Genomic DNA, 19754 nt, shown 5'->3' with positions numbered 1-19754 from the left:
ATAATCTCCTGTTTAATTTTTCCCAAAATGAAAAATAAATGTCATGGAGGAAAAATATTAATTTCCGGCGTAACAAAAAAACCCTGTTTTTTCAGGGTTTTGGCTAATCTATTCATGATCGGTGTTTATTTTATCAATCCGTACTGCATCCTCCGAATCAAGCGCCTCTCTTATGAAATGAAAAATTACCCAGGCGAAACCACCAAGACAAATAAGAAAACCGAGCGTCATCGTCCACAAAAGAGTCATTATTCATCCCCCTTTTCAAGCTTACCGATTAATTAAGCTTTCTAAAGGTATATGCATTAGGGGGACTCATTTTGCCAATTATCTAGTCTTTTTTCTTAAGTTCTGAATAGTAATCGACTTTCTTAATATTGACGCCGACAAACGTTTCAATAATGGACTGGCCGCCGGCAATCGAGAAAATCAATATGAACACAAATGTTACTCTTGGAAAAAGCAAATACGCTCCGCCCAATAAAATGGCGCTCCACACACCGGCACACCAATAACATTTCAATAGATACCCAAACATTGATGTTGGAACTTCCTTTGTTTCTACACCATCTTCCGTTTCAATCTTTACCTTTTTCACAAAAGGTTTACGAATAAACTCGGTAATTTTATCAAAAACAATTAAATGGGTTAAACGATAGCTTGCTAAAATTAACATGATATAGGTCATCCAAGAAATATCTCTCACATTTTGAGCCTCCGAAACCTCTGCCAATGTACAGCCGAAATATTATTTATTCTTCCTTGTATATTTTGAGCTTGAAATCAAAATTATATATTCGGAGGAGGCGAAAAAAATGAAAAAATCTTTTTGGTTTAGTTTTCTGTTCTTACTATCTCTTTTCTGTATTCCAAGCGTGTCTTTTGCCCAACAAATTTATACTGTTCAGCCAGGGGACTCACTTTGGAAAATTGCCGTCAGGTATCAGGTTGGGATCACCGAGATTATTCAAGCAAATCCGCAATTCAAAAATCCTAACATGATTTATCCCGGTCAAAAGGTAAACATTCCTGATTTAGGCGGTGTTAAATCGATTGAAAGCCAGGTCATTTCGCTGACCAATCAGGAGCGGGCGAAAAATGGACTGAAGCCATTTGTTGCAGATTGGGAGCTTTCAAGGGTGGCCCGATATAAGGCAACGGACATGAGGGATAAAAATTATTTTTCACATACGAGCCCAACCTATGGCAGTCCATTTGACATGATTAAGAACTTTGGTATTTCCTACCGTTCAGCAGCTGAAAATATAGCAGCCGGGCAAACCACACCACAGGCAGTTGTTCAGTCATGGATGAATAGTTCCGGTCATCGAGCCAATATTTTAAGCTCGAACACCCGTATTGGAGTTGGTTATGCCACGGGTGGGTCCTATCGGTATTATTGGGTACAGATGTTTATATCAAAATAAAGTCAAGGGTCAGTCTTTTAAGCATGGTGCTTAATGGGCTGACCCTTTCTACGTCTTGAGACTGATATAAAAATCAAGCTCAGGCGCAATTATGGAAATTAGCGAAAAAAGGTAAGATGAAAACAAGAAAAGAAAGGAGTGAAAACAAAATGAAAAAATTTGGTTTACTGGTAGCTGGAGGGATTGCAGCTGTCATCCTGCTTTCAACAATTGGTCCAATGGTGGGGTTACTTGTTAGCCTAGTGCTCCTGTATTTCATATTTAAGCAATTTTTAAAAGCTGAATCTACAGGTGGAAAAATTGGTCTTGGGGTCATCGGTTTCATCGTCCTTATGGCCTCTATCCATAACGCACCAGCCATCATTGGCGTTGCAGCAGCCTATGTGCTTTACCTCGTTTATAAAAAATGGAACGAGAACAAGCACACTAAAATCAACCAAGAATCTGATCCGTTCGTCAATTTTGAAAAACAATGGAATGAATTAAAAAATTAGTAATATAAAAGGAGAGAATAACAATGACAAACTTATTTACAAGAATTAAAAACTCAATTACAGCTGATATACACGAGGCTCTTGATCAAAAGGAAAAGCAAAATCCAATAGCTTTACTTAATCAATACCTTCGCCAATGTGAGCAAGAGACTGAGAAGGTAAGAAAGCTTTTGGAACGTCAATATACATTGAAGGATGAATTTACAAGAGAGTACCATCAGGCGGTTGAATTAGCCGAAAAAAGAAAGTATCAAGCAGAGGTCGCTTCTAAAGCAGGGGAAACGGAGCTTTATCAATTCGCTGCAGCAGAGCATCAGCAATATACAGACCGTGTCAGCCGTTTAAGTGCATCACTTGAACAAACAAAGCTGCAGCTAGGGGATTTAGAAAAAAAATATGAAGAAATGAAGCACAAACTTAAGGATATGAACCTAAGAAGGATGGAATTAATGGGCCGGGAAAATGTCACTCGTGCCAACCTTCGTATCAATCAAGTGCTTGATTCCAATACTTACTCAGATAAATCCTACTCAAAATTTAAGGATATTGAAAACTACCTGGACCGCTTAGAGCACCAAGTGAACAGCTCTTTTTACCGCAATACGATTGATTCAAAGATTGTCCAATTAGAAAAAGATATGAAATTGGAAGAAAGCAAGTCCATTTAATAACAAATATGATATGATAGGCTAAAAAGGCGTAGGTTGTACGCCTTTTTGGCAAAAGAAAAAATAAAAAGGGAGGGTGGCCAATGTTTAAAAATACAAAAAATGATTATGTTGGATGGCTAGCCATCATCGGTATTGTCATACTGCTCCTTGAGATATTATTTTTCAACAGAGGGCTTATATTCTCTCTTTTTATTTCTGGTGGAATGATTTATCTAGGGCGGAAAAGGGCAGGTAAAAAGCTTGGAAAAATCCTTTTTATCGGCGGGATTATTTTCTTTGTCCTTAGCATCGTCAATATGATGACCTTCAAGTTTTTATTGTTAGCTATTTTACTGCACTTTTTCATTCAGTTCTTAACAGCTAAAAAGCAGCCTAAAAGGATCTCTCCTGATTTCATCAAACCAGAACCGGCACAGCAAGAAGAAACATTGATTAAATCGGAGCCGTTGTTTGGAAATATCTTTTTAGGACAGCAAAAAACTCCTGTTGGCGTTTATGAATGGAAGGACGTAAACATTCAGACCGGGGTCGGTGATACCATCATTGATCTCAGTTATACGATGCTGCCAAAAGGGGAAACAGTTATTTTTATCCGAAATATCATTGGCAATGTCCAGATCCTTGTCCCATATGAAATTGATGTAAGTATCCATCATTCTTGTGTGATCGGTTCGACAACGATTTTCGGCAGCCACGAATCCAAGATTTTCAATCAAGTGTTCCAGCTAAAAACACCCGGCTTTGATCAGTCCGAGCAAAAAGTGAAAATTTTCACTTCGCTCGTTGTGGGGAATTTAGAGGTGAGCCGGATATGAGTACGACTGGGCGTCAAATTGTCTGGAGCGTCGGCTTTTCCTTTCTCATTGCCATCATTGTCGGTGCCGTTTTTATTTTTGTATTCCCAATAAACGATTGGTCAGAATTATGGAGCAGGCATTTCATGGACATTCCGATTGTTATTTTTGTGCCTGCCTTTAGCATTGCGATAGGGATTCTTTTAGGCGGAGGGCAAGGATTTTTTTGGCGAAAGCAGTTTCTCTCTATTGAACATGCGTTGCACCAATTGGAGGAAGGCAGACAATTGGAAGTAAAAGAGAAGCCGTCCGTCACGGAAATGCAAATGATTGCCGAACGAATCGAGAAAATCGGCAAACAAATGTCGGAACAGGCAAAGCTTTCACAACGGTTAGCAACCGAAAAGGTAGAAGATACGGAAGAAAGAATCCAGCAAATAATTGAGCAGGAACGAAACCGTCTTGCCCGGGAACTGCATGATTCTGTGAGTCAGCAATTATTTGCTGCATCGATGATGATGTCAGCGATCAATGAAACAAAACTCCAGTCAGAAACGGACCGGGAAGCAAAGCAGCTAAAGCTGGTCGAAGAGATGATCCACCAATCACAACTCGAAATGCGGGCACTCCTTTTACACTTACGACCAGTTGCCTTAAAAAATAAAACACTCCAAGAAGGAATTGAAGAGCTTTTAATCGAATTATCTCAAAAGGTAACAATGGACATTAAATGGAAGGTGGAAGCTTTTCCATTAGACAAAGGGGTAGAAGATCACCTTTTTCGCATCCTCCAAGAGTCTGTATCGAACACCTTAAGGCATTCGAAAGCAAGTAAACTCGAGGTTCTAATGGTCAAACGAGATGATCTTGTCATCTTAAGGATTGTCGATGACGGAATCGGTTTTGAAGTAAACGAAATGAAAGCGGGTTCCTATGGGATGCAAAATATGCATGAACGAGCCGTTGAAGTAGGCGGGACATTAAAAGTGATTAGTGTTAAAGATAAGGGAACAAGGCTGGAGGTAAAAGTTCCAGTGATGATAAATGGAGATGGTGCCCATGATTAGAGTCGTATTTGTTGATGACCATGAGATGGTGAGGATTGGTGTATCCTCCTATTTATCGGCGCAGCCTGACATTGAAGTTGTAGGTGAGGCAGCTGATGGAAAAAAAGGTGTGGAACTCGCACTTGAGCTTCGCCCAGATATCATTCTTATGGACTTAGTGATGAAGGAAATGGACGGGATTGAAGCAACAAGGCAAATAATTGAACAATGGCCTGAAGCAAAGGTCATTATCGTAACAAGCTTCTTGGACGATGAAAAGGTATATCCAGCGCTTGAAGCCGGGGCCACAAGCTATATGCTGAAGACCTCTAAAGCAGGTGAAATCGCCAATGCTGTCCGCGCTACATACCATGGGCAATCCGTCCTGGAACCGGAAGTAACCGGAAAAATGATGGTGAAAATGCGCCAAAAGAATACACATCTGCCACATGAGGATTTAACAAGCCGTGAACTGGAAATCTTACTCTTAATGGCCGAGGGCAAAACCAATCAGGATATTGCCGATGATTTATACATCGCCTTGAAAACCGTCAAAACCCATGTAAGCAATATATTAAGCAAGCTAAGCGTCCAAGACCGTACCCAAGCAGTGATCTATGCCTTTAAGCATTCATTAATAAAGTAAGGATGGAGACTTTCCGATATTTGGAGAGTCTTTTTTTTTGTATTTTTAAAAAAGTAATTGAAAAATATTCTCAATTGCTGTTATTATAGGTAATGAAAATGATTATCATTATTAACCTTATTGGGGGAACTAATTACATATGAAGCTATTAAAAGTATCTGGGATTTTATTGTTATCTAGCAGTCTATTATTTGGATGTGCAAATACGGATAAAACAGCATCAACAGAAAAGGTGAAAGAAGCAAAGAATACAGCTTCAAACGCTCTTGATGAGATAACCAAAGCTTACCGAGAGTATGCTATTGGCGAAATTGAAGAATTTGTAAAGGCAACTGAAGCATTTACCACGGCTGTAAAAAATGGTGAAATCGATAAAGCAAAAGCTCTATATGGACCGGCACGGATGCACTATGAGCGCGCAGAACCGATTGCAGAGGTGTTTGGCGATCTTGATCCGAAAATCGATGCCCGCGCGGGAGATGTCCCAGAGGCAGAGTGGGGCGGATATCACCGAATTGAAAAAGGATTATGGGAGGAAAACACAACAAAGGGATATGAACAATATGCCGATCAGTTGATGAAAGATGTTAACCTGCTAAGAGCCAAAGTAGATACGGTTAAGGTTACACCGGATTTATTGATCACAGGGGCAGTGGACCTCTTAAATGAGGTATCAACTTCAAAAGTGACGGGTGAAGAGGATCGTTATTCACACACTGATTTATATGATTTTGCCGCGAATGTAGAGGGAGCGGAAAAAATATATCAGCTGTTAAATCCGGAATTAACGAAAAAAGATAATGAGCTGTCAAAGGAAATTCAAACACGTTTTGATGAGATCTATCTTTTATTGAACCAGCAAAAAAGTGGTGATGGCTATAAGCTTTATACAGAATTAACAGAAGCACAAGTGAAAGAGCTAAGCCAAGCGATTGATGCGCTTGCAGAACCGCTGTCTCAAATAGGAATGGTTACGGAGGCGTCTTAATTGACAGAGAAAACGAACACCCAAGATGATTCTGTCCTTAATGGAACAAAGATATCAAGAAGAGATATCCTTAAAACTGCCGGTGTCGGTGGTGTAGGTGTAATCCTCGGCGCATCAGGGCTGGGTGGCTTCCTTTCGCTTAAAGAGGGGAATGCGGCGACAACAGATACAAATGAAATCGTGCCTTTTTATGGGATGCATCAAGGCGGAATCACCACGAAAACTCAGAATCATGTTTATTTTGTCTCCTTAGATGTGACAACAGCCAAAAAGGAAGACTTGGTAAAACTATTTAAGGAGTGGACAAAGGCGGCAGCCCTAATGACAGCGGGAGAGGCAGTCGGGGAATTATCCGGGAACGAATTTATGCCGCCGAAGGATACCGGGGAGGCTGCAGGCTTATCCGCATCAAACCTAACGATTACCTTTGGGGTAGGTCCAAGTCTTTTTATAAAAGACAATCAGGATCGCTTTGGTTTAAAACAGAAACAACCTAAAGAATTAGTGGATTTACCGAAATTTCCGCTTGATGCATTGGAAGAGCGATGGACTGGCGGGGATCTTTGTATCCAAGCATGCGCAGATGATTTGCAGGTGGCATTCCACGCAGTAAGAAACCTGATTCGAATTGCCAGAGGTAAGGCAGCATTGCGATGGGCACAAACTGGCTTTCAGCGAACCAAACAGTCAGATACGAAAAATGAAACGCCTAGGAATCTCTTTGGGTTTAAGGATGGGACTGCTAATCCGGACGTAAACAGTGAAAAACAAATGAACCAGACTGTATGGGTGCAGCCGGGAGATGGCCCCAATTGGCTCGTTAATGGCAGCTATCTCGTTGTCCGCCGGATTCAAATGTATATTGAGGTTTGGGACAGGACGAATTTAAGAGAACAAGAAAACACATTTGGAAGGAATCGCGACAGCGGCGCGCCATTAGGACAAAAAGATGAATTTGAAACATTAGATTTACAGAAGAAAAATGAACAAGGAGAATACAGCATACCTGTTGACTCACATACACGGTTATCACATGGGAACGGTTCTGAAAAAATACTGCGCCGGGCCTACTCCTACTCTGATGGAATGGACATGAAAACGGGGAGCTTTGATGCCGGCCTGCTATTCCTTTGTTTCCAGCGCACACCAAGTAAACAATTTATCCCAATCCAAAATAGGTTAGCCAAAATGGATAAATTAAATGAATATACATCCCATAGGGGAAGCGCCATTTTTGCTTGCTTACCTGGAGCAAAGCAGGGTGGATTTATAGGTGAGACACTTTTTAATTAATGGTTTGCCTTTTTACAGAGGAGAGAGATAGATGCCACGATTAACGAAGATAGTTAAACAAATAGTATTTTTAGCTGCATTTTTAGTTTTGTTTCAAACAATACAACCGGCGGAAGCAGCAGAAAATCATGATGAACTTTTCGTCCTGATTGGCGATAGTTTAATGAAGGTCAAGGATGGCGAACAGGCTGTCGTTCAGAAAAACATAGAGCAGTTTGCGAATGAATGGAAAAGTATAAAGAAAGCAGGCAGCAAACAGGCGAAAAAAGTGGATCATGAACTGAAAGTGGTTCAAAGACTACTAGCAGCAGGGAAAGTAGAAAAAGAGGAACTTTCAAAAAGCCTTTCGTCCCTTTCAAGTGCAGTCGTTCTGTATGAGGAGGAACAAAATCCTCAAGATAAGGAAAAAGCTAAAGAACAGGTAAAACAGTTACTCCCGCTCATTAACAATCTGAAGGCGTCGATTGAAAAAGAAGATACTGCTAGTTTAAAAGGCCAATACCAACAACTAATGAATGGATGGACTGCATCAGAAAAAATGGTCCATGATGAGAGCATTGCCGCATACGGGAATATTGAAAAATACACGGCACTCATCCGAATAGCGATTACCCAGGAGCCCGCCGATTTGGTAAAGGCGAAGCAAAACGCAGAGCAATTAACAGTAGAGGTAGAAAACTTTTTAGCGGGGAAAGTTTCGACAGAGCTTGAAGGAAATTATTCGCTGACAGATGTATCGAACCTATTAACTCAAGCAGAAAAGCAAATCTCTGAAAAAGATTATCAAGGAGCCAGCAGCCAATTAAATGAACTCCTTACTATTTGGCCGATGGTGGAAGGGGATGTTTCTACCAGAGATAGCAAGCTATATAGTGATATTGAAACGAAAATTCCTACTGCTATTAGTATCCTAAATTCTGAAAAAGTAAAAGCCGAAAAGGCTTCTGATATCGTGAAGGAACTGAATACACGCATTAAACCCTTAATAAGTAAGACCGATTATTCCTTCTGGGATGCGGCGCTGATTTTATTACGTGAAGGCTTAGAGGGCTTATTAATTGTCGTTACGTTAATTGCCTTTTTGAAAAAAATGGGGCAGTCATCAAAGCAAAAGTGGATTTGGTCCGGAGTCATTGCCGGGATTTTAGCCAGTGCGGTCCTGGCTGTCATCATCAACATCGTTTTTTCACAAATCGTTGCCGCCTCAAGCAGGGAATATATTGAAGGGATAACCGGTGTTGTCGCGGTTGTCATGATGCTGACAGTAGGGGCATGGCTTCATAATAAATCGAGTATCGGAAACTGGAATAAATACATTAACCAGCAAATGCAGCAGGCAATTGCAAAGGGAAGCCTTCTTTCCTTCAGCTTCATAAGTTTTCTGTCTGTCTTTCGTGAAGGAGCAGAAACGATTATTTTTTATACCGGTATTACTCCATATATTAGTTTGGCCCAGCTAACTGCAGGAATCCTTCTGGCCGTTGGTATTTTAGTTGTAGTGGGCTTTCTTATTATTAAGTACAGTGTAAAAATTCCAATCCGTCTGTTTTTTAGGGCGGCCACCCTGTTAATTTACTTCTTGGCCTTTAAAATCCTTGGAATCAGCATTCATGCCTTGCAGATTTCTAATGTGCTTCCAACTTCGACAGTTGAAAACTTACCGTTTATTGATTGGATCGGATTGTATCCTACATGGGAAACAACGATTACGCAACTGTTATTACTTGCGGTAATTGTTTTCATGACGTACTTGGTTAAAAAAAATGAGGGTAAACAAATCATTACCACAAATGTTTAAAAGGGCTGCCAAAGCTCTTTTTTTTATGGGAAGAAAAAAATCTCCTACTATTCATGGAACTTGTCTCATAAGTTTAAAAGAGATGAATAAAAGGGAGATTGTAAAATTGGCTATTTACTATAAAGGAATATTCTTTTTAGCTGCTGCTGCTTTTTTAGGGGAAGGAATTGAAGTCTTGGTGAATATGATTCTTGCGAGGGAGCTGGGATCACATGGATTAGGGCTTTATATGTCCATTCTGCCAACCATCTTTTTAATTGTGTTACTGTCAAGCTTTGAGCTGCCTGTATCGATTTCCAAATTCATTGCTGAAAAAGAGGAACGCTATCACCGGAATATCCTTTATCACGCGCTTACGATTACGATTGTTTTCACCAGTATTCTATTTTTAGTCGCCGCAGCGGTTATTCCGTATATTCCGGTATTTAATACGTACCATCCATATGTTAGATGGCTTGTGATGATTCTCATTCCGGTGATTGCCTTTACCTCTGTTGCCAGGGGCTATTTTATGGGGTTGCAGCAAATGGGGAAAATAGCCGTGTCGAATTTTTTACGGAAAATTATTCAGCTTGGAGTGCTGTTTGTCCTGTTCCGCTTTTTTGCGTTTAATGCAGAATCATCGTTGTTAATTGCTATTGGTACACTGATTGGCAGTGAGATTGTGGTATTTCTTTATTTAGTTTACATGTTTATCATTCAATTTCAGCAGCTGAAACGTCAGCCTTTTTCCAATATTAATAAAAAGATCGTTCGGAAAAATTTAATGGCGGTGTCAATCCCGACGACAGGCTTACGCTTGTTTTCAGCCTTCACTGGTGCAATCCAACCATTCATTATAAAGGCTGCCTTGGTTCACTCTGGCATGACCGATACGCTCGCCACAGAGCAATTTGGAATGCTAATGGGTGTTGCGGTATCCATCGGATTCTTCCCAGCATTTATTGCTCATTCGTTAATGATTGTCCTAATCCCGGCTGTTTCAAAAACCCATTCACAAAAAGATTTTCCAACCTTACAAAAGATGCTGCAGCAAGTGATGAAGCTTACCCTTTTATATGGTATTGCGGCTGTGACCATTTTCTACCTTTTTGCACCGCAATTAACGTCACTATTTTTTAAATCAGCTACTTCTGCTGTATTTTTGCAGCTGCTTTGGCCGTTTTTCTTATTTCACTTTTTCATCATGCCCCTTCAGGCCTTTTTGATTGGACTTGATTTGTTAAAAGAGGCCTTTATTCATATTATCTGGTCAACGATCATATCCTTTGGGCTCATTCTCTGGCTTGGTTCCTCACCAGAATGGCGGATGAACGGGGTCATTATTGGGATGAATACTGGCTCTGTTTTATTAGCAATGATGCATTATTTAACGATTTGTAAAAAGATCGGTGTCACGGTTTTTATGAAGGGCGTTATTCCAAATGCAACTGAGAGGTAAAAATTTCTTTTTAAAAAAAGTTTTTCGAAGTGTAGGGGGGCGGGCTGTTCTTTCCGTCTAATAATATGAAGACGAATTAACAGAGGGAAAGGACAAAGGAAAATGAAGAAAAATACATTTGAGGACTTAGTGAATGAATATGGAACAGCCATATATAAATATATTTTATCGTTAGTGAAACATAGAGAATTGGCAGAGGACCTTTATCAAGAGGTGTTACTCTCCGCCTATTTAGCATATCCTTCCATTAAGGAGCAATGTAAATACAAAAGCTGGTTGTTTACGATTGCAGTCAATAAATGCCGTGATTACTGGCGGAAGGAAAATAAGTCAAAGCAATTTTGGAAGGAAGAGGTTTATACTTACTCAACCTCATGCGAGCCAACATCCATTCCTGAAGACGAAGTCTTACATAAATTTTCTGCAGAACAAATGGCTGAAAAAGTGAGGACATTACCGGAAATTTACCGTTATCCTATTTATCTATATTACTATCAAGATTTATCTCTTCTGGAAATTGCTAAGAAAAGCAACCTGCCCATGTCGACCGTAAAAACGAGAATGAAACGGGCGAAAGAACGATTACGACCAAAAATGCTGTCACTTGCTTAAAGGCTCCGAACAACTCTTTTATGAAAAGGGGAAGGGTCAAGATGACTGGAAAAGGAACAAAGAATATTCCTGCACATTTACAGCCATATATTTCAAAGCAATATTACCATCGCTATACACCGATTGAACATGCAGTTTGGCGATTTGTCATGAAGCAAAATCATTATTTTTTAAAAGATATTGCCCATCCTGCCTATGTAAATGGCTTAATGGATTCGGGGATCAAGACTGATTCAATTCCGAAGGTGGATGATATGAATACGAGCCTGGCAAAAGTAGGCTGGGGTGCTGTTACGATTGATGGGCTCATTCCCGGTTCAGCATTTTATGGCTTTTTAGCAAATAGGATTCTCCCGATTGCAACAGAAATAAGGAACATCCAAAACATTGCCTATACACCTGCCCCCGATATGATTCATGAAGCTGCCGGACATGCACCGATACTATTGGATGAATCTTACCGCGAGTTTGTGAGGAAAATTGGAGAAATAGGTTCTAAGGCACTTTCCAGTAAAGAAAAACTGAAAGTATTTATGGCAGTCCGCCATTTAACGATCGTTGCAGAAGATCCTAACTCAACTTCAGAGCAGGTAAAAGAAGCGGAGATACAGGTAGCTGAAGCAAGAAAGAAGGTAAAAGGGTTATCGGAAGCGGATCAGGTTTCAAGGCTATTTTGGTGGACAGTTGAATATGGGTTAATTGGGGAGGTCGTAAACCCTAAAATATATGGAGCGGGTTTACTTTCATCAGTCGGGGAAAGCCAAAGCTGTTTGAAAGAGGATGTTCGAAAAATTCCTTTTTCGATTGAAGAATGTACGAAGACACCATATGATGTGACCAAGCCTCAACCGCAGTTATTTGTTTGTGAAAGCTTTGCTGACTTAGTAGCAGAAGTTGATCAATTTGCTGCGACAATGGCCTTTCGAAAAGGTGGAACGGAAAGTCTTGATAAAGCACTGCAAACGGAAAGTGTTGCGACGATGGCTTTTTCATCGGGGCTGCAAGTAACCGGTATACTGGGAACTATTTTGAAGGATAAAAAGGGCGAAGCAGTTTATTTTCGCACAAAAGGGCCTACAGCATTATCATTTGATAATAAGCAGCTGGATGGGCACGGGAAAGTAACGCATCATAAAGGCTTTGGAACGCCGATTGGCAGATTAAAAGGTAATATAGCTCTGGAGGACTGCTCTTTGGAGCAGTTACGAGAATTAGAAATCATAGAAGAAAAGGCAGCGAAATTAATATTCCAAAGTGGTGTAAAAGTAAAGGGGACTGTAAAAAGTATTTTGCTAGCAGAGGGGAGGCCCATTTTAATTTCCTTTAAGGATTGTAAAGTGACCTATAAGGATATGGTGCTGTTTGAAAAATCCTGGGGAACATTTGATATGGCTGTTGGGGCTGGGGTGACATCAGTCTTTGCGGGGGCTGCTGACCCGAACAATTATTATGTATTTCCATTAATGGAAGAAACAGAAGAAGTCGTGGAGCATCAGTCTTGGAATGAATTAGAAACCTTATATGATGAAATAAGAAGTTTACGTGAGGATTCTAATTGGAATGAAGAAAGATTAACGCAGGTATTAGCTATTTTAGATGATCAATATCCTAAGGAATGGTTATTGCGGCTCGAAATATTAGAGCTCTATAAATTGCACCATAGTGGCCATCCTCAAATCGCCCTTATTGAAGAAAGGCTGCAGACGACAGACTGGGGTTCGTCTGTTAAACAAATGATTCAACGAGGATTAATCCTTATCGATAATAGCAAATAGAAAAAGGAGCTTGGAAAGAATTCCAAGCTCCTTTTTCTATTTAGTCTCTACTATTGAGAATTCCTAAGATACGAAGGATGCTGACGAATAAGTTAATAAAATCTAAGTATAAGCTTAATGCCATTAATGGCACTTCTTCTGCTCTTACACCGTGGTGTTTCATGCGGCTGACATCAAAGAGAACATAGCCGCTAAATATTACTACGCCAATAAAGGAATAGGCAAGCATTCCCGTTGTGCTCAGCGGGAAGAAAATATTAAAAAGTGAAATCGCCACTAATGCGAGCAAGGCAGCAAGCAGGAAACCACCTAAGAAAGAAAAGTTCCGTTTTGATTTTGCCGCATAAATCGAAATACCAGAGAACACAACCGTTGTGGTGGCAAAGGCCATGATGACGACATTTGCACCTGCAGTTGCAGCATAATAGGCGACAATTGGATACAGCGTAATCCCTGAGATGAACGTAAAAATATATAAAAATGAATAAGAGATTGCTTTTTTACGTCTGAAAAAGACCGCAGCGAGAATCATCACAAATTCCAAAATGGCTAACGGTAAAAATAAGCTTGGAGGTACATAAACTCCCGCCATTGTCCCAAGGAAGGCAATCGCAAGTGAAAGAGCAAAGGTACGTAAGACGGATGGCATATATTCTGTTGACGTTTGAGTATACAAATTTGTTCACCTCTAAATTAATTTGTTACTTAAGATATACGATGAAATGGTCAAGATGTTTCATTTTTTCTTAAAATTTCTTTCTCTTCTTTTAATAAATCGCGAATCTCAGCTAGTAGCTCTTCACTGCGGTCGACCTTTACAGGAGCAGGCGCTGCCTCTTCTTTCTTTTTAAAGCGGGTGATGAATTTTACAAACAGGAAAATCGAGAAGGATATAATTAAGAAGTCAACAATCGTTTGAATAAATTGACCATATTTTAATTTTCCATAGGCAAGATCAGAAAAATCTACCACCCCAATAATCATGCCGATTAATGGCATAATGATATCCGCGACAAGTGAGGAAACAATCTTCCCAAATGCAGCCCCAATAATGACCCCGACTGCTAAATCAATAACATTGCCTTTCATGGCAAACTTTTTAAATTCATTCCACATATTTAATTTCCTCCAAAATGATTGGTCATTTTCTTAATTGTCCATTTTATACCCTTACTATATTTAATTGCAATATCTATCCTTTAGAATCCTTCTTTTTTACTATAGAGAAAAGAGCAGATGTCACCATCACCTGCTCTGAGTTACTTATTAAATGTTTACTAAAAAGCCCAATTTCCCGCTCTGAAGATTGGTTCTGATGCTCCATCGGCAGTGATGCCGTCGATGTCCATTTCTGCTGAGCCAATCATGAAATCAACGTGAGTAATACTTTCGTTTAGCCCATTTTCTGCTAATTCTTCCGATGTCATTTTCTTACCGCCTTCAATACAGAAGGCATAAGCACTTCCAATCGCTAAGTGGTTTGATGCATTTTCATCAAACAAAGTATTAAAGAAAAGAACATTTGATTGTGAAATTGGTGAATTAAACGGAACAAGTGCCACTTCACCAAGATAATGAGAACCTTCGTCTGTATCGACAAGACGCTTTAAGATTTCTTCGCCTTCCTCAGCCTTAACACCAACAATTTTCCCATTTTCAAATGTAACGGAAAAACGATCAATAATATTCCCGCCGTAGCTTAATGGTTTTGTGCTCGCAACTGTTCCATTTACACCCGTTTTTAATGGAACGGTGAAAACTTCCTCTGTCGGCATATTGGCCATAAATTCAACGCCTTTTTCATTCACACTGCCGGCTCCAATCCAAAGATGTTTATCCGGAAGCTCAATCGTTAAGTCCGTGCCAGGTGCTGTATAATGAAGCTTCTGGTATCGTTTTTCATTTAAATATTGAACCTTTTCATGAAGGGTTTCGTCATGTTTCTTCCAAGCCTCAACCGGATTTTCAACATCCACACGGACAGCTTTAAAGATAGCGTCCCAAAGCTTGCTGACCTGGGCTTCCGCAGGCTCATCAGGGAATACTTTAGCAGCCCAAGCCTCGGAAGGCACTGCAATAACGGTCCAACTCACCTTATCGGTTTGTGATGCCTTGCGGTAGTTTGCTAATGCTTTACCGGCAGCTTTATTGTAGTTGGCAATCCGTTCAGGATCCACACCTTTAAGTAGATCGGGACTGCTAGATATGATAGACATAAAGGCGGCGCCTGAGTCCGCAAGTTCTTCCATTTCTTTTGCACGCCAAACAGGGTACTCTTGGAATGCTTGATCTGGAGCTAGGTCGTATTTTGTTCTTGTCACAGTATCGTCATTCCAGTTTACAACGACATTGTGGGCACCAGTTTCGTATGCTTTTTTGACCACCAGACGGACAAATTCTGCAGCATCTAAAGTTGCCTGTACGACTAATGTCTGTCCTGACTGGACATTAACACCGACCTTAACAGCAAGCTCAGCATATTTTTCAAGTTTTTTTTGAAATTCGCTCATATGTATATCTCCTTTTTCAGAATCTTTTTATATTGTAGCGTTTTTATTTGGAAAAAGAAACCGAAAGCAGCACTCCTTAAAAACAAAAAAACAGTAAAGATTGTCATCTTTACTGTAACTTGCTGCCGTACACTTTTATATTAAAATAAACACCCGCGGAAAATAATACTAGGAATGTAATAATGCCTGACAATGAGGTTGGAGCCATGAACTGTGACAATTCCATTAATTCCACCGCCCTTATAATAGAAACCTTTAATACGTTAATTATAAAATTAAAAGAGGCAAATGTGAACAATTTAGTACAATTTTTTGACGAATATTTGAATTTTTGAAGATAAAATAAAAAAAGCACTATAAAGTGCTTTTTTAGATAACGGTCGCTTCCGCTTTTTGCTTTTCAAACACAGTAAACATAACCCAATATAATCCCGCACTCACCAGTGCCAACAGAAAGAGTACAAAGAATGTCCATCCATAGCCGATCCAAACCGTCATGGGAATGGACAGTGGGGCAATTGTCCGTCCAAGAGTAAATCGCAAACTTGCTGCAGCAAAATATTGTCCCCTCATATGTTCCGGTGCAATCCTAGAAACAAAGCTCTGCTGGAGCCCGGCGCCCATTAATTCTCCAAAGGTGAAAACCGCCATCGCGATAATTAAGCCCCATATCCAATGTGTTTGACTAAAGAGAACGATTGAAATGGCATAGACGACTGAGGAAAGGACAAACACGTTTCTTTCATAATATTTCCCCATCCACTTTGTAACAAAAACAGTCAATAGTGCGACAAGGAAACCATTTTCAGCCAGGACAATCCCAAAAGCCTGCTCACCTTTGACAGTAAACGCCCATTCACCGATGGAAAAGAGGGTTTGACTTTTTACAAAATCCTTAATATAAACGGGAATTAATAAGTCCAATTGCATAAATGTCTGCCCGGCTAGAACACCTGCAATAATAAAGAGAAGGAACGTTTTGTCCTTTACAATAAGCGCATAATCCCTTATTTGATTTTGTAAAAAGTAATACCACTTCCCGTCGCCGGATAATGAATTTGATTTTTGAACAGGGACAGTTTCCCGTGTCCATTTTGCTAGAATCAAACCTAGTAAAATACAAACGGCACCCGCAAAAAGCAACAGCTGAAAGCGATAGTGAACATAGAAAATGGCTCCCAATATTGGCCCTACAACTACTGCTATATTAATAGATGTATAAAAAATGGCAAAGACATTGCTGCGATCTTTTTCGTCCACGACATCCGCTACCATAGCTTGACTTGCAGGCCAGTAAAAAGAACCGAACACCCCTGCAACAGCAAAAGAGAGAAACCCTAACCAAGGTGATTGAAACCATGGGGAACTTGAAAGTGCAAAGCATAAAAACGAAAGACCTTGCCCGATTGCGGAAAGCACCATCATTCGTTTTCTTCCAAAACGGTCGGCACAATACCCACCCATTAGGTTGGCCAAAACAGAAAAAACCTGTGAAAAAACTAATAATAAACCAGCTTTATTTTTACCGAATTCCTCGGCAAAATAAATCGTCAAAAACGGAAAAAACATCCAAAAGGTAATATTCATCATCGCTTCAGCAAACAAGCGCACCTTTAAATTTGTATCCCAATCCCTAATCCTCATTATGTATCCTCGTTTCGATAGTTTGCCATTATATCATACTATCCAGATGGAATGTTATACAAGAAAAAAAGGAAAATAACGGTTCAACGTCCGGGATTGGAAAATTCGGAAATACTGAATCCATTAGGGACGTATGCTATATTTAACTTATGGAAATTCGAAAGGATGTTTTTAAAATGGTAAAAAGTGTTGTAATTGCTGAAAAGCCTTCTGTCGCACGTGACATTGCACATGTGCTTAATTGTAATAAAAAAGGAAACGGGTATCTTGAAGGAAATAAATATATCGTTACATGGGCACTTGGGCACCTAGTCACACTTGCTGACCCTGAAAGTTACGATGTCAAATATAAAACATGGAATTTAGAAGATCTGCCTATGCTGCCTGAGAAATTGAAATTGACCGTCATTAAGCAGACTGGAAAACAATTTAATGCTGTTAAAAGTCAACTGATTAGAAATGATGTCAATGAAATAATCGTGGCTACAGACGCAGGGAGAGAGGGAGAATTAGTCGCACGTTGGATTATTGATAAAGCAAAAGTCAATAAACCGATTAAACGTCTATGGATCTCCTCTGTTACAGATAAAGCGATTAAAGACGGTTTTGCAAACTTGAAGCCGGGTAAGGCCTATGACAATTTATATGCATCAGCTGTCGCACGTTCGGAGGCTGACTGGTATATCGGTCTTAATGCAACACGTGCATTAACAACCAGGTTTAATGCCCAATTAAACTGTGGTCGAGTCCAAACACCTACTGTTGCAATCATCGCTGCCCGTGAGGATGAAATTAGGAACTTCAAAGCCCAAACCTATTACGGCATCGAAGCCCAAACGGCAGACCAATTAAAGCTGACTTGGCAGGATACAAAAGGTAACGGTCGCAGCTTTGAAAAAGAGAAAATCGATGCGATTGTAAAAAAACTGGGCAAACAAAATGCAATTGTTACGGAAATTGAAAAGAAGCCAAAGAAGTCTTTTTCTCCAGGCCTTTATGATTTAACAGAATTACAGCGAGATGCCAATAAAATATTCGGTTACTCCGCTAAAGAGACACTAAATATTATGCAAAAGCTGTACGAACAACATAAAGTTTTAACCTATCCAAGGACAGACTCACGGTTTATTTCATCAGATATTGTCCCAACCATACCAGAGCGTCTGAAGGCATGTGGAATTGGTGAATATCGCGTACTAACAAATAAAATCTTAAAAAAGCCGATCAAGGCTTCTAAATCTTTTGTTGATGATAGCAAGGTATCCGACCACCATGCCATCATTCCAACAGAAGGATATGTGAATGTTTCAGCCTTTATAGATAAAGAACGAAAAATTTATGACTTAGTTGTTAAACGTTTCCTAGCAGTATTATTCCCGGCATTTGAGTACGAGCAATTGACGCTTCGTGCAAAAATCGGTGATGAAAACTTCGTTGCTAGAGGAAAAACAATTTTATCACTTGGCTGGAAAGAAGTTTATAATAACCGACTTGAAGAGGACGATGAAAATGATGATCTGAAAGAACAGATCTTACCTCGGATTGAAAAAGGTGATACATTAAACGTCAAACTAATCGCCCAAACATCAGGTCAAACGAAGCCGCCTGCCCGTTTTAATGAGGCGACATTACTGTCGGCAATGGAAAATCCAACGAAGTATATGGATACGAAAAATAAACAACTGGCAGAAACCTTAAAATCCACAGGTGGACTGGGTACTGTTGCGACACGAGCGGATATCATTGATAAGCTATTCAATTCATTTTTAATCGAGCATCGTGGCAAAGATATTCATATTACGTCTAAAGGCCGTCAATTGCTTGATTTAGTTCCTGAGGAGCTTAAATCTCCGACATTAACTGCTGAGTGGGAACAAAAGCTTGATCAAATTGCACATGGCAAGTTGAAAAAAGATGTGTTTATTCGCGAAATGAAAAACTACACCAAAGAAATTGTTGCTGAAATTAAATCAAGTAATAAAAAGTACAAGCACGATAACATCTCGACGAAGAATTGTCCAGACTGCGGAAAACCGATGCTTGAAGTGAATGGCAAAAAAGGTAAAATGCTTGTATGTCAAGACCGTGAGTGCGGCCATCGGAAAAATGTTGCCCGCGTCACAAACGCACGCTGCCCAAAATGCCATAAAAAACTTGAACTGCGTGGTGAAGGTGAAGGTCAAGTTTTTGCATGTAAATGCGGATATCGCGAAAAACTATCTGCCTTCCAAGCTCGCCGCCAAAAAGAATCTGGTGGTAAAGTCGATAAGCGGACTGTACAAAAGTATTTGAAAAACCAGCAAAAGGAAGAAGAGCCTTTGAACAATGCTTTAGCCGAAGCATTAAAAGGGTTGAAGTTTGATTAACAGCATACTTGGGGCTATTCACGAAGATTAACTATCTTTATGAATAGCCTTTTTTAACTTAATGATAAGTAAGCATAAATATTGACTTTGAGAATTGTCTAGCTCCAGCGCCCTAGCGGCTAGTGTCCTTCGCTCTCCGCCCTACGATAAGTCAACATCGAATCGCCTCCGGCTCTTCGTGTTTCCTTTATCTCAGTTGGAGCGCTCCAGGCCATACGCCGCTGACCAGGGCGCTTCCGCTTTTCTATA

Annotated in this window: 19 protein-coding genes; 13 read left to right on the top strand and 6 right to left on the bottom strand. The window is 40.0% G+C overall.

The features are described 5' to 3' along the window. Positions 1-108: 108 nt before the first annotated feature. Together ACIQXV_RS02565 and ACIQXV_RS02560 are read right to left on the bottom strand one after the other, a co-directional pair. Complete coding sequence (locus tag ACIQXV_RS02565; RefSeq protein WP_402955623.1) at positions 109-249, bottom strand: hypothetical protein; 141 nt, start codon at positions 247-249, stop codon at positions 109-111. 82 nt (positions 250-331) lie between these two features. Next, entirely contained in the window at positions 332-706 is a 375-nt protein-coding gene (locus tag ACIQXV_RS02560; RefSeq protein WP_402955620.1) for a DUF1360 domain-containing protein, read from the bottom strand. 109 nt (positions 707-815) lie between these two features. On the opposite strand from ACIQXV_RS02560, the gene safA reads away from it, so the two are divergent. The 12 genes from safA (at position 816) to ACIQXV_RS02500 (ending at position 12985) form a co-directional block, all read left to right on the top strand. After that, entirely contained in the window at positions 816-1427 is a 612-nt protein-coding gene (gene safA / locus ACIQXV_RS02555; RefSeq protein ID WP_402955617.1) for a SafA/ExsA family spore coat assembly protein, read from the top strand. 149 nt (positions 1428-1576) lie between these two features. Then, positions 1577-1921, top strand: a complete 345-nt coding sequence (locus tag ACIQXV_RS02550; protein ID WP_402955614.1) for a lmo0954 family membrane protein — start codon at positions 1577-1579, stop codon at positions 1919-1921. 23 nt (positions 1922-1944) lie between these two features. After that, positions 1945-2589, top strand: coding sequence for a PspA/IM30 family protein (locus tag ACIQXV_RS02545; protein ID WP_402955612.1), 645 nt, complete (start codon positions 1945-1947; stop codon positions 2587-2589). Positions 2590-2672: 83 nt separating this feature from the next. Continuing rightward, the gene (liaF, locus tag ACIQXV_RS02540) at positions 2673-3407 is read left to right on the top strand and encodes a cell wall-active antibiotics response protein LiaF (protein WP_402955609.1); all 735 of its coding nucleotides are present in this window, start codon (positions 2673-2675) and stop codon (positions 3405-3407) included. Next, positions 3404-4453 carry a sensor histidine kinase gene (locus ACIQXV_RS02535; protein ID WP_402955606.1) on the top strand — a complete coding sequence of 350 codons (1050 nt, stop codon included), beginning with the start codon at positions 3404-3406 and terminating at the stop codon, positions 4451-4453. The genes liaF and ACIQXV_RS02535 overlap by 4 nt, the downstream gene beginning before the upstream one ends. Then, positions 4446-5078 (top strand): response regulator transcription factor, encoded by a 633-nt coding sequence (locus ACIQXV_RS02530; protein WP_402955603.1) that lies wholly within the window; start codon positions 4446-4448, stop codon positions 5076-5078. The genes ACIQXV_RS02535 and ACIQXV_RS02530 overlap by 8 nt, the downstream gene beginning before the upstream one ends. A gap of 139 nt (positions 5079-5217) precedes the next feature. Next, the gene (gene efeO, locus ACIQXV_RS02525; RefSeq protein WP_402955600.1) at positions 5218-6066 is read left to right on the top strand and encodes an iron uptake system protein EfeO; all 849 of its coding nucleotides are present in this window, start codon (positions 5218-5220) and stop codon (positions 6064-6066) included. After that, the gene (gene efeB, locus ACIQXV_RS02520; protein WP_402955597.1) at positions 6067-7359 is read left to right on the top strand and encodes an iron uptake transporter deferrochelatase/peroxidase subunit; all 1293 of its coding nucleotides are present in this window, start codon (positions 6067-6069) and stop codon (positions 7357-7359) included. A 31-nt stretch (positions 7360-7390) separates the two neighbouring features. After that, positions 7391-9157, top strand: coding sequence for an FTR1 family iron permease (locus ACIQXV_RS02515; protein WP_402955594.1), 1767 nt, complete (start codon positions 7391-7393; stop codon positions 9155-9157). 106 nt (positions 9158-9263) lie between these two features. Next, a complete protein-coding gene (locus tag ACIQXV_RS02510; RefSeq protein WP_402955591.1) occupies positions 9264-10598 on the top strand; it encodes a polysaccharide biosynthesis protein in 1335 nt (444 codons plus the stop codon). Positions 10599-10700: 102 nt separating this feature from the next. Continuing rightward, positions 10701-11210, top strand: a complete 510-nt coding sequence (locus tag ACIQXV_RS02505; RefSeq protein WP_402955588.1) for an RNA polymerase sigma factor — start codon at positions 10701-10703, stop codon at positions 11208-11210. 41 nt (positions 11211-11251) lie between these two features. Continuing rightward, a complete protein-coding gene (locus tag ACIQXV_RS02500) occupies positions 11252-12985 on the top strand; it encodes an aromatic amino acid hydroxylase (protein ID WP_402955585.1) in 1734 nt (577 codons plus the stop codon). 40 nt (positions 12986-13025) lie between these two features. Here ACIQXV_RS02500 and ACIQXV_RS02495 read toward each other — a convergent pair whose 3' ends face one another. The 4 genes from ACIQXV_RS02495 to ACIQXV_RS02480 form a co-directional block, all read right to left on the bottom strand. Continuing rightward, a complete protein-coding gene (locus tag ACIQXV_RS02495; RefSeq protein WP_402955582.1) occupies positions 13026-13661 on the bottom strand; it encodes a Bax inhibitor-1/YccA family protein in 636 nt (211 codons plus the stop codon). 50 nt (positions 13662-13711) lie between these two features. Continuing rightward, complete coding sequence (mscL, locus tag ACIQXV_RS02490) at positions 13712-14101, bottom strand: large-conductance mechanosensitive channel protein MscL (protein ID WP_402955579.1); 390 nt, start codon at positions 14099-14101, stop codon at positions 13712-13714. Positions 14102-14262: 161 nt separating this feature from the next. Then, positions 14263-15495, bottom strand: a complete 1233-nt coding sequence (locus ACIQXV_RS02485; protein WP_402955576.1) for an aminopeptidase — start codon at positions 15493-15495, stop codon at positions 14263-14265. A 369-nt stretch (positions 15496-15864) separates the two neighbouring features. Beyond that, positions 15865-17139, bottom strand: coding sequence for an MDR family MFS transporter (locus ACIQXV_RS02480; RefSeq protein WP_402955573.1), 1275 nt, complete (start codon positions 17137-17139; stop codon positions 15865-15867). Between the two features lie 176 nt (positions 17140-17315). On the opposite strand from ACIQXV_RS02480, the gene ACIQXV_RS02475 reads away from it, so the two are divergent. Next, positions 17316-19505, top strand: coding sequence for a DNA topoisomerase III (locus ACIQXV_RS02475; RefSeq protein ID WP_402955570.1), 2190 nt, complete (start codon positions 17316-17318; stop codon positions 19503-19505). Positions 19506-19754 lie beyond the last annotated feature (249 nt).

The sequence above is a fragment of the Neobacillus sp. NPDC097160 genome (assembly GCF_044762155.1).
Taxonomy (GTDB): Bacteria; Bacillota; Bacilli; order Bacillales; family Cytobacillaceae; genus Neobacillus.
This window is presented reverse-complemented; position numbering and strand designations above follow the sequence as displayed.

Bases quoted from the DNA above. Each gene is read 5' to 3' on its own strand.
- ACIQXV_RS02565 (WP_402955623.1), bottom strand. From the start codon at position 249: ATGACTCTTTTGTGGACGATGACGCTCGGTTTTCTTATTTGTCTTGGT.
- safA (WP_402955617.1), top strand. From the start codon at position 816: ATGAAAAAATCTTTTTGGTTTAGTTTTCTGTTCTTACTATCTCTTTTC.
- ACIQXV_RS02550 (WP_402955614.1), top strand. From the start codon at position 1,577: ATGAAAAAATTTGGTTTACTGGTAGCTGGAGGGATTGCAGCTGTCATC.
- ACIQXV_RS02545 (WP_402955612.1), top strand. From the start codon at position 1,945: ATGACAAACTTATTTACAAGAATTAAAAACTCAATTACAGCTGATATA.
- liaF (WP_402955609.1), top strand. From the start codon at position 2,673: ATGTTTAAAAATACAAAAAATGATTATGTTGGATGGCTAGCCATCATC.
- ACIQXV_RS02535 (WP_402955606.1), top strand. From the start codon at position 3,404: ATGAGTACGACTGGGCGTCAAATTGTCTGGAGCGTCGGCTTTTCCTTT.
- ACIQXV_RS02530 (WP_402955603.1), top strand. From the start codon at position 4,446: ATGATTAGAGTCGTATTTGTTGATGACCATGAGATGGTGAGGATTGGT.
- efeO (WP_402955600.1), top strand. From the start codon at position 5,218: ATGAAGCTATTAAAAGTATCTGGGATTTTATTGTTATCTAGCAGTCTA.
- ACIQXV_RS02515 (WP_402955594.1), top strand. From the start codon at position 7,391: ATGCCACGATTAACGAAGATAGTTAAACAAATAGTATTTTTAGCTGCA.
- ACIQXV_RS02505 (WP_402955588.1), top strand. From the start codon at position 10,701: ATGAAGAAAAATACATTTGAGGACTTAGTGAATGAATATGGAACAGCC.
- ACIQXV_RS02500 (WP_402955585.1), top strand. From the start codon at position 11,252: ATGACTGGAAAAGGAACAAAGAATATTCCTGCACATTTACAGCCATAT.
- mscL (WP_402955579.1), bottom strand. From the start codon at position 14,101: ATGTGGAATGAATTTAAAAAGTTTGCCATGAAAGGCAATGTTATTGAT.
- ACIQXV_RS02485 (WP_402955576.1), bottom strand. From the start codon at position 15,495: ATGAGCGAATTTCAAAAAAAACTTGAAAAATATGCTGAGCTTGCTGTT.
- ACIQXV_RS02480 (WP_402955573.1), bottom strand. From the start codon at position 17,139: ATGAGGATTAGGGATTGGGATACAAATTTAAAGGTGCGCTTGTTTGCT.
- ACIQXV_RS02475 (WP_402955570.1), top strand. From the start codon at position 17,316: ATGGTAAAAAGTGTTGTAATTGCTGAAAAGCCTTCTGTCGCACGTGAC.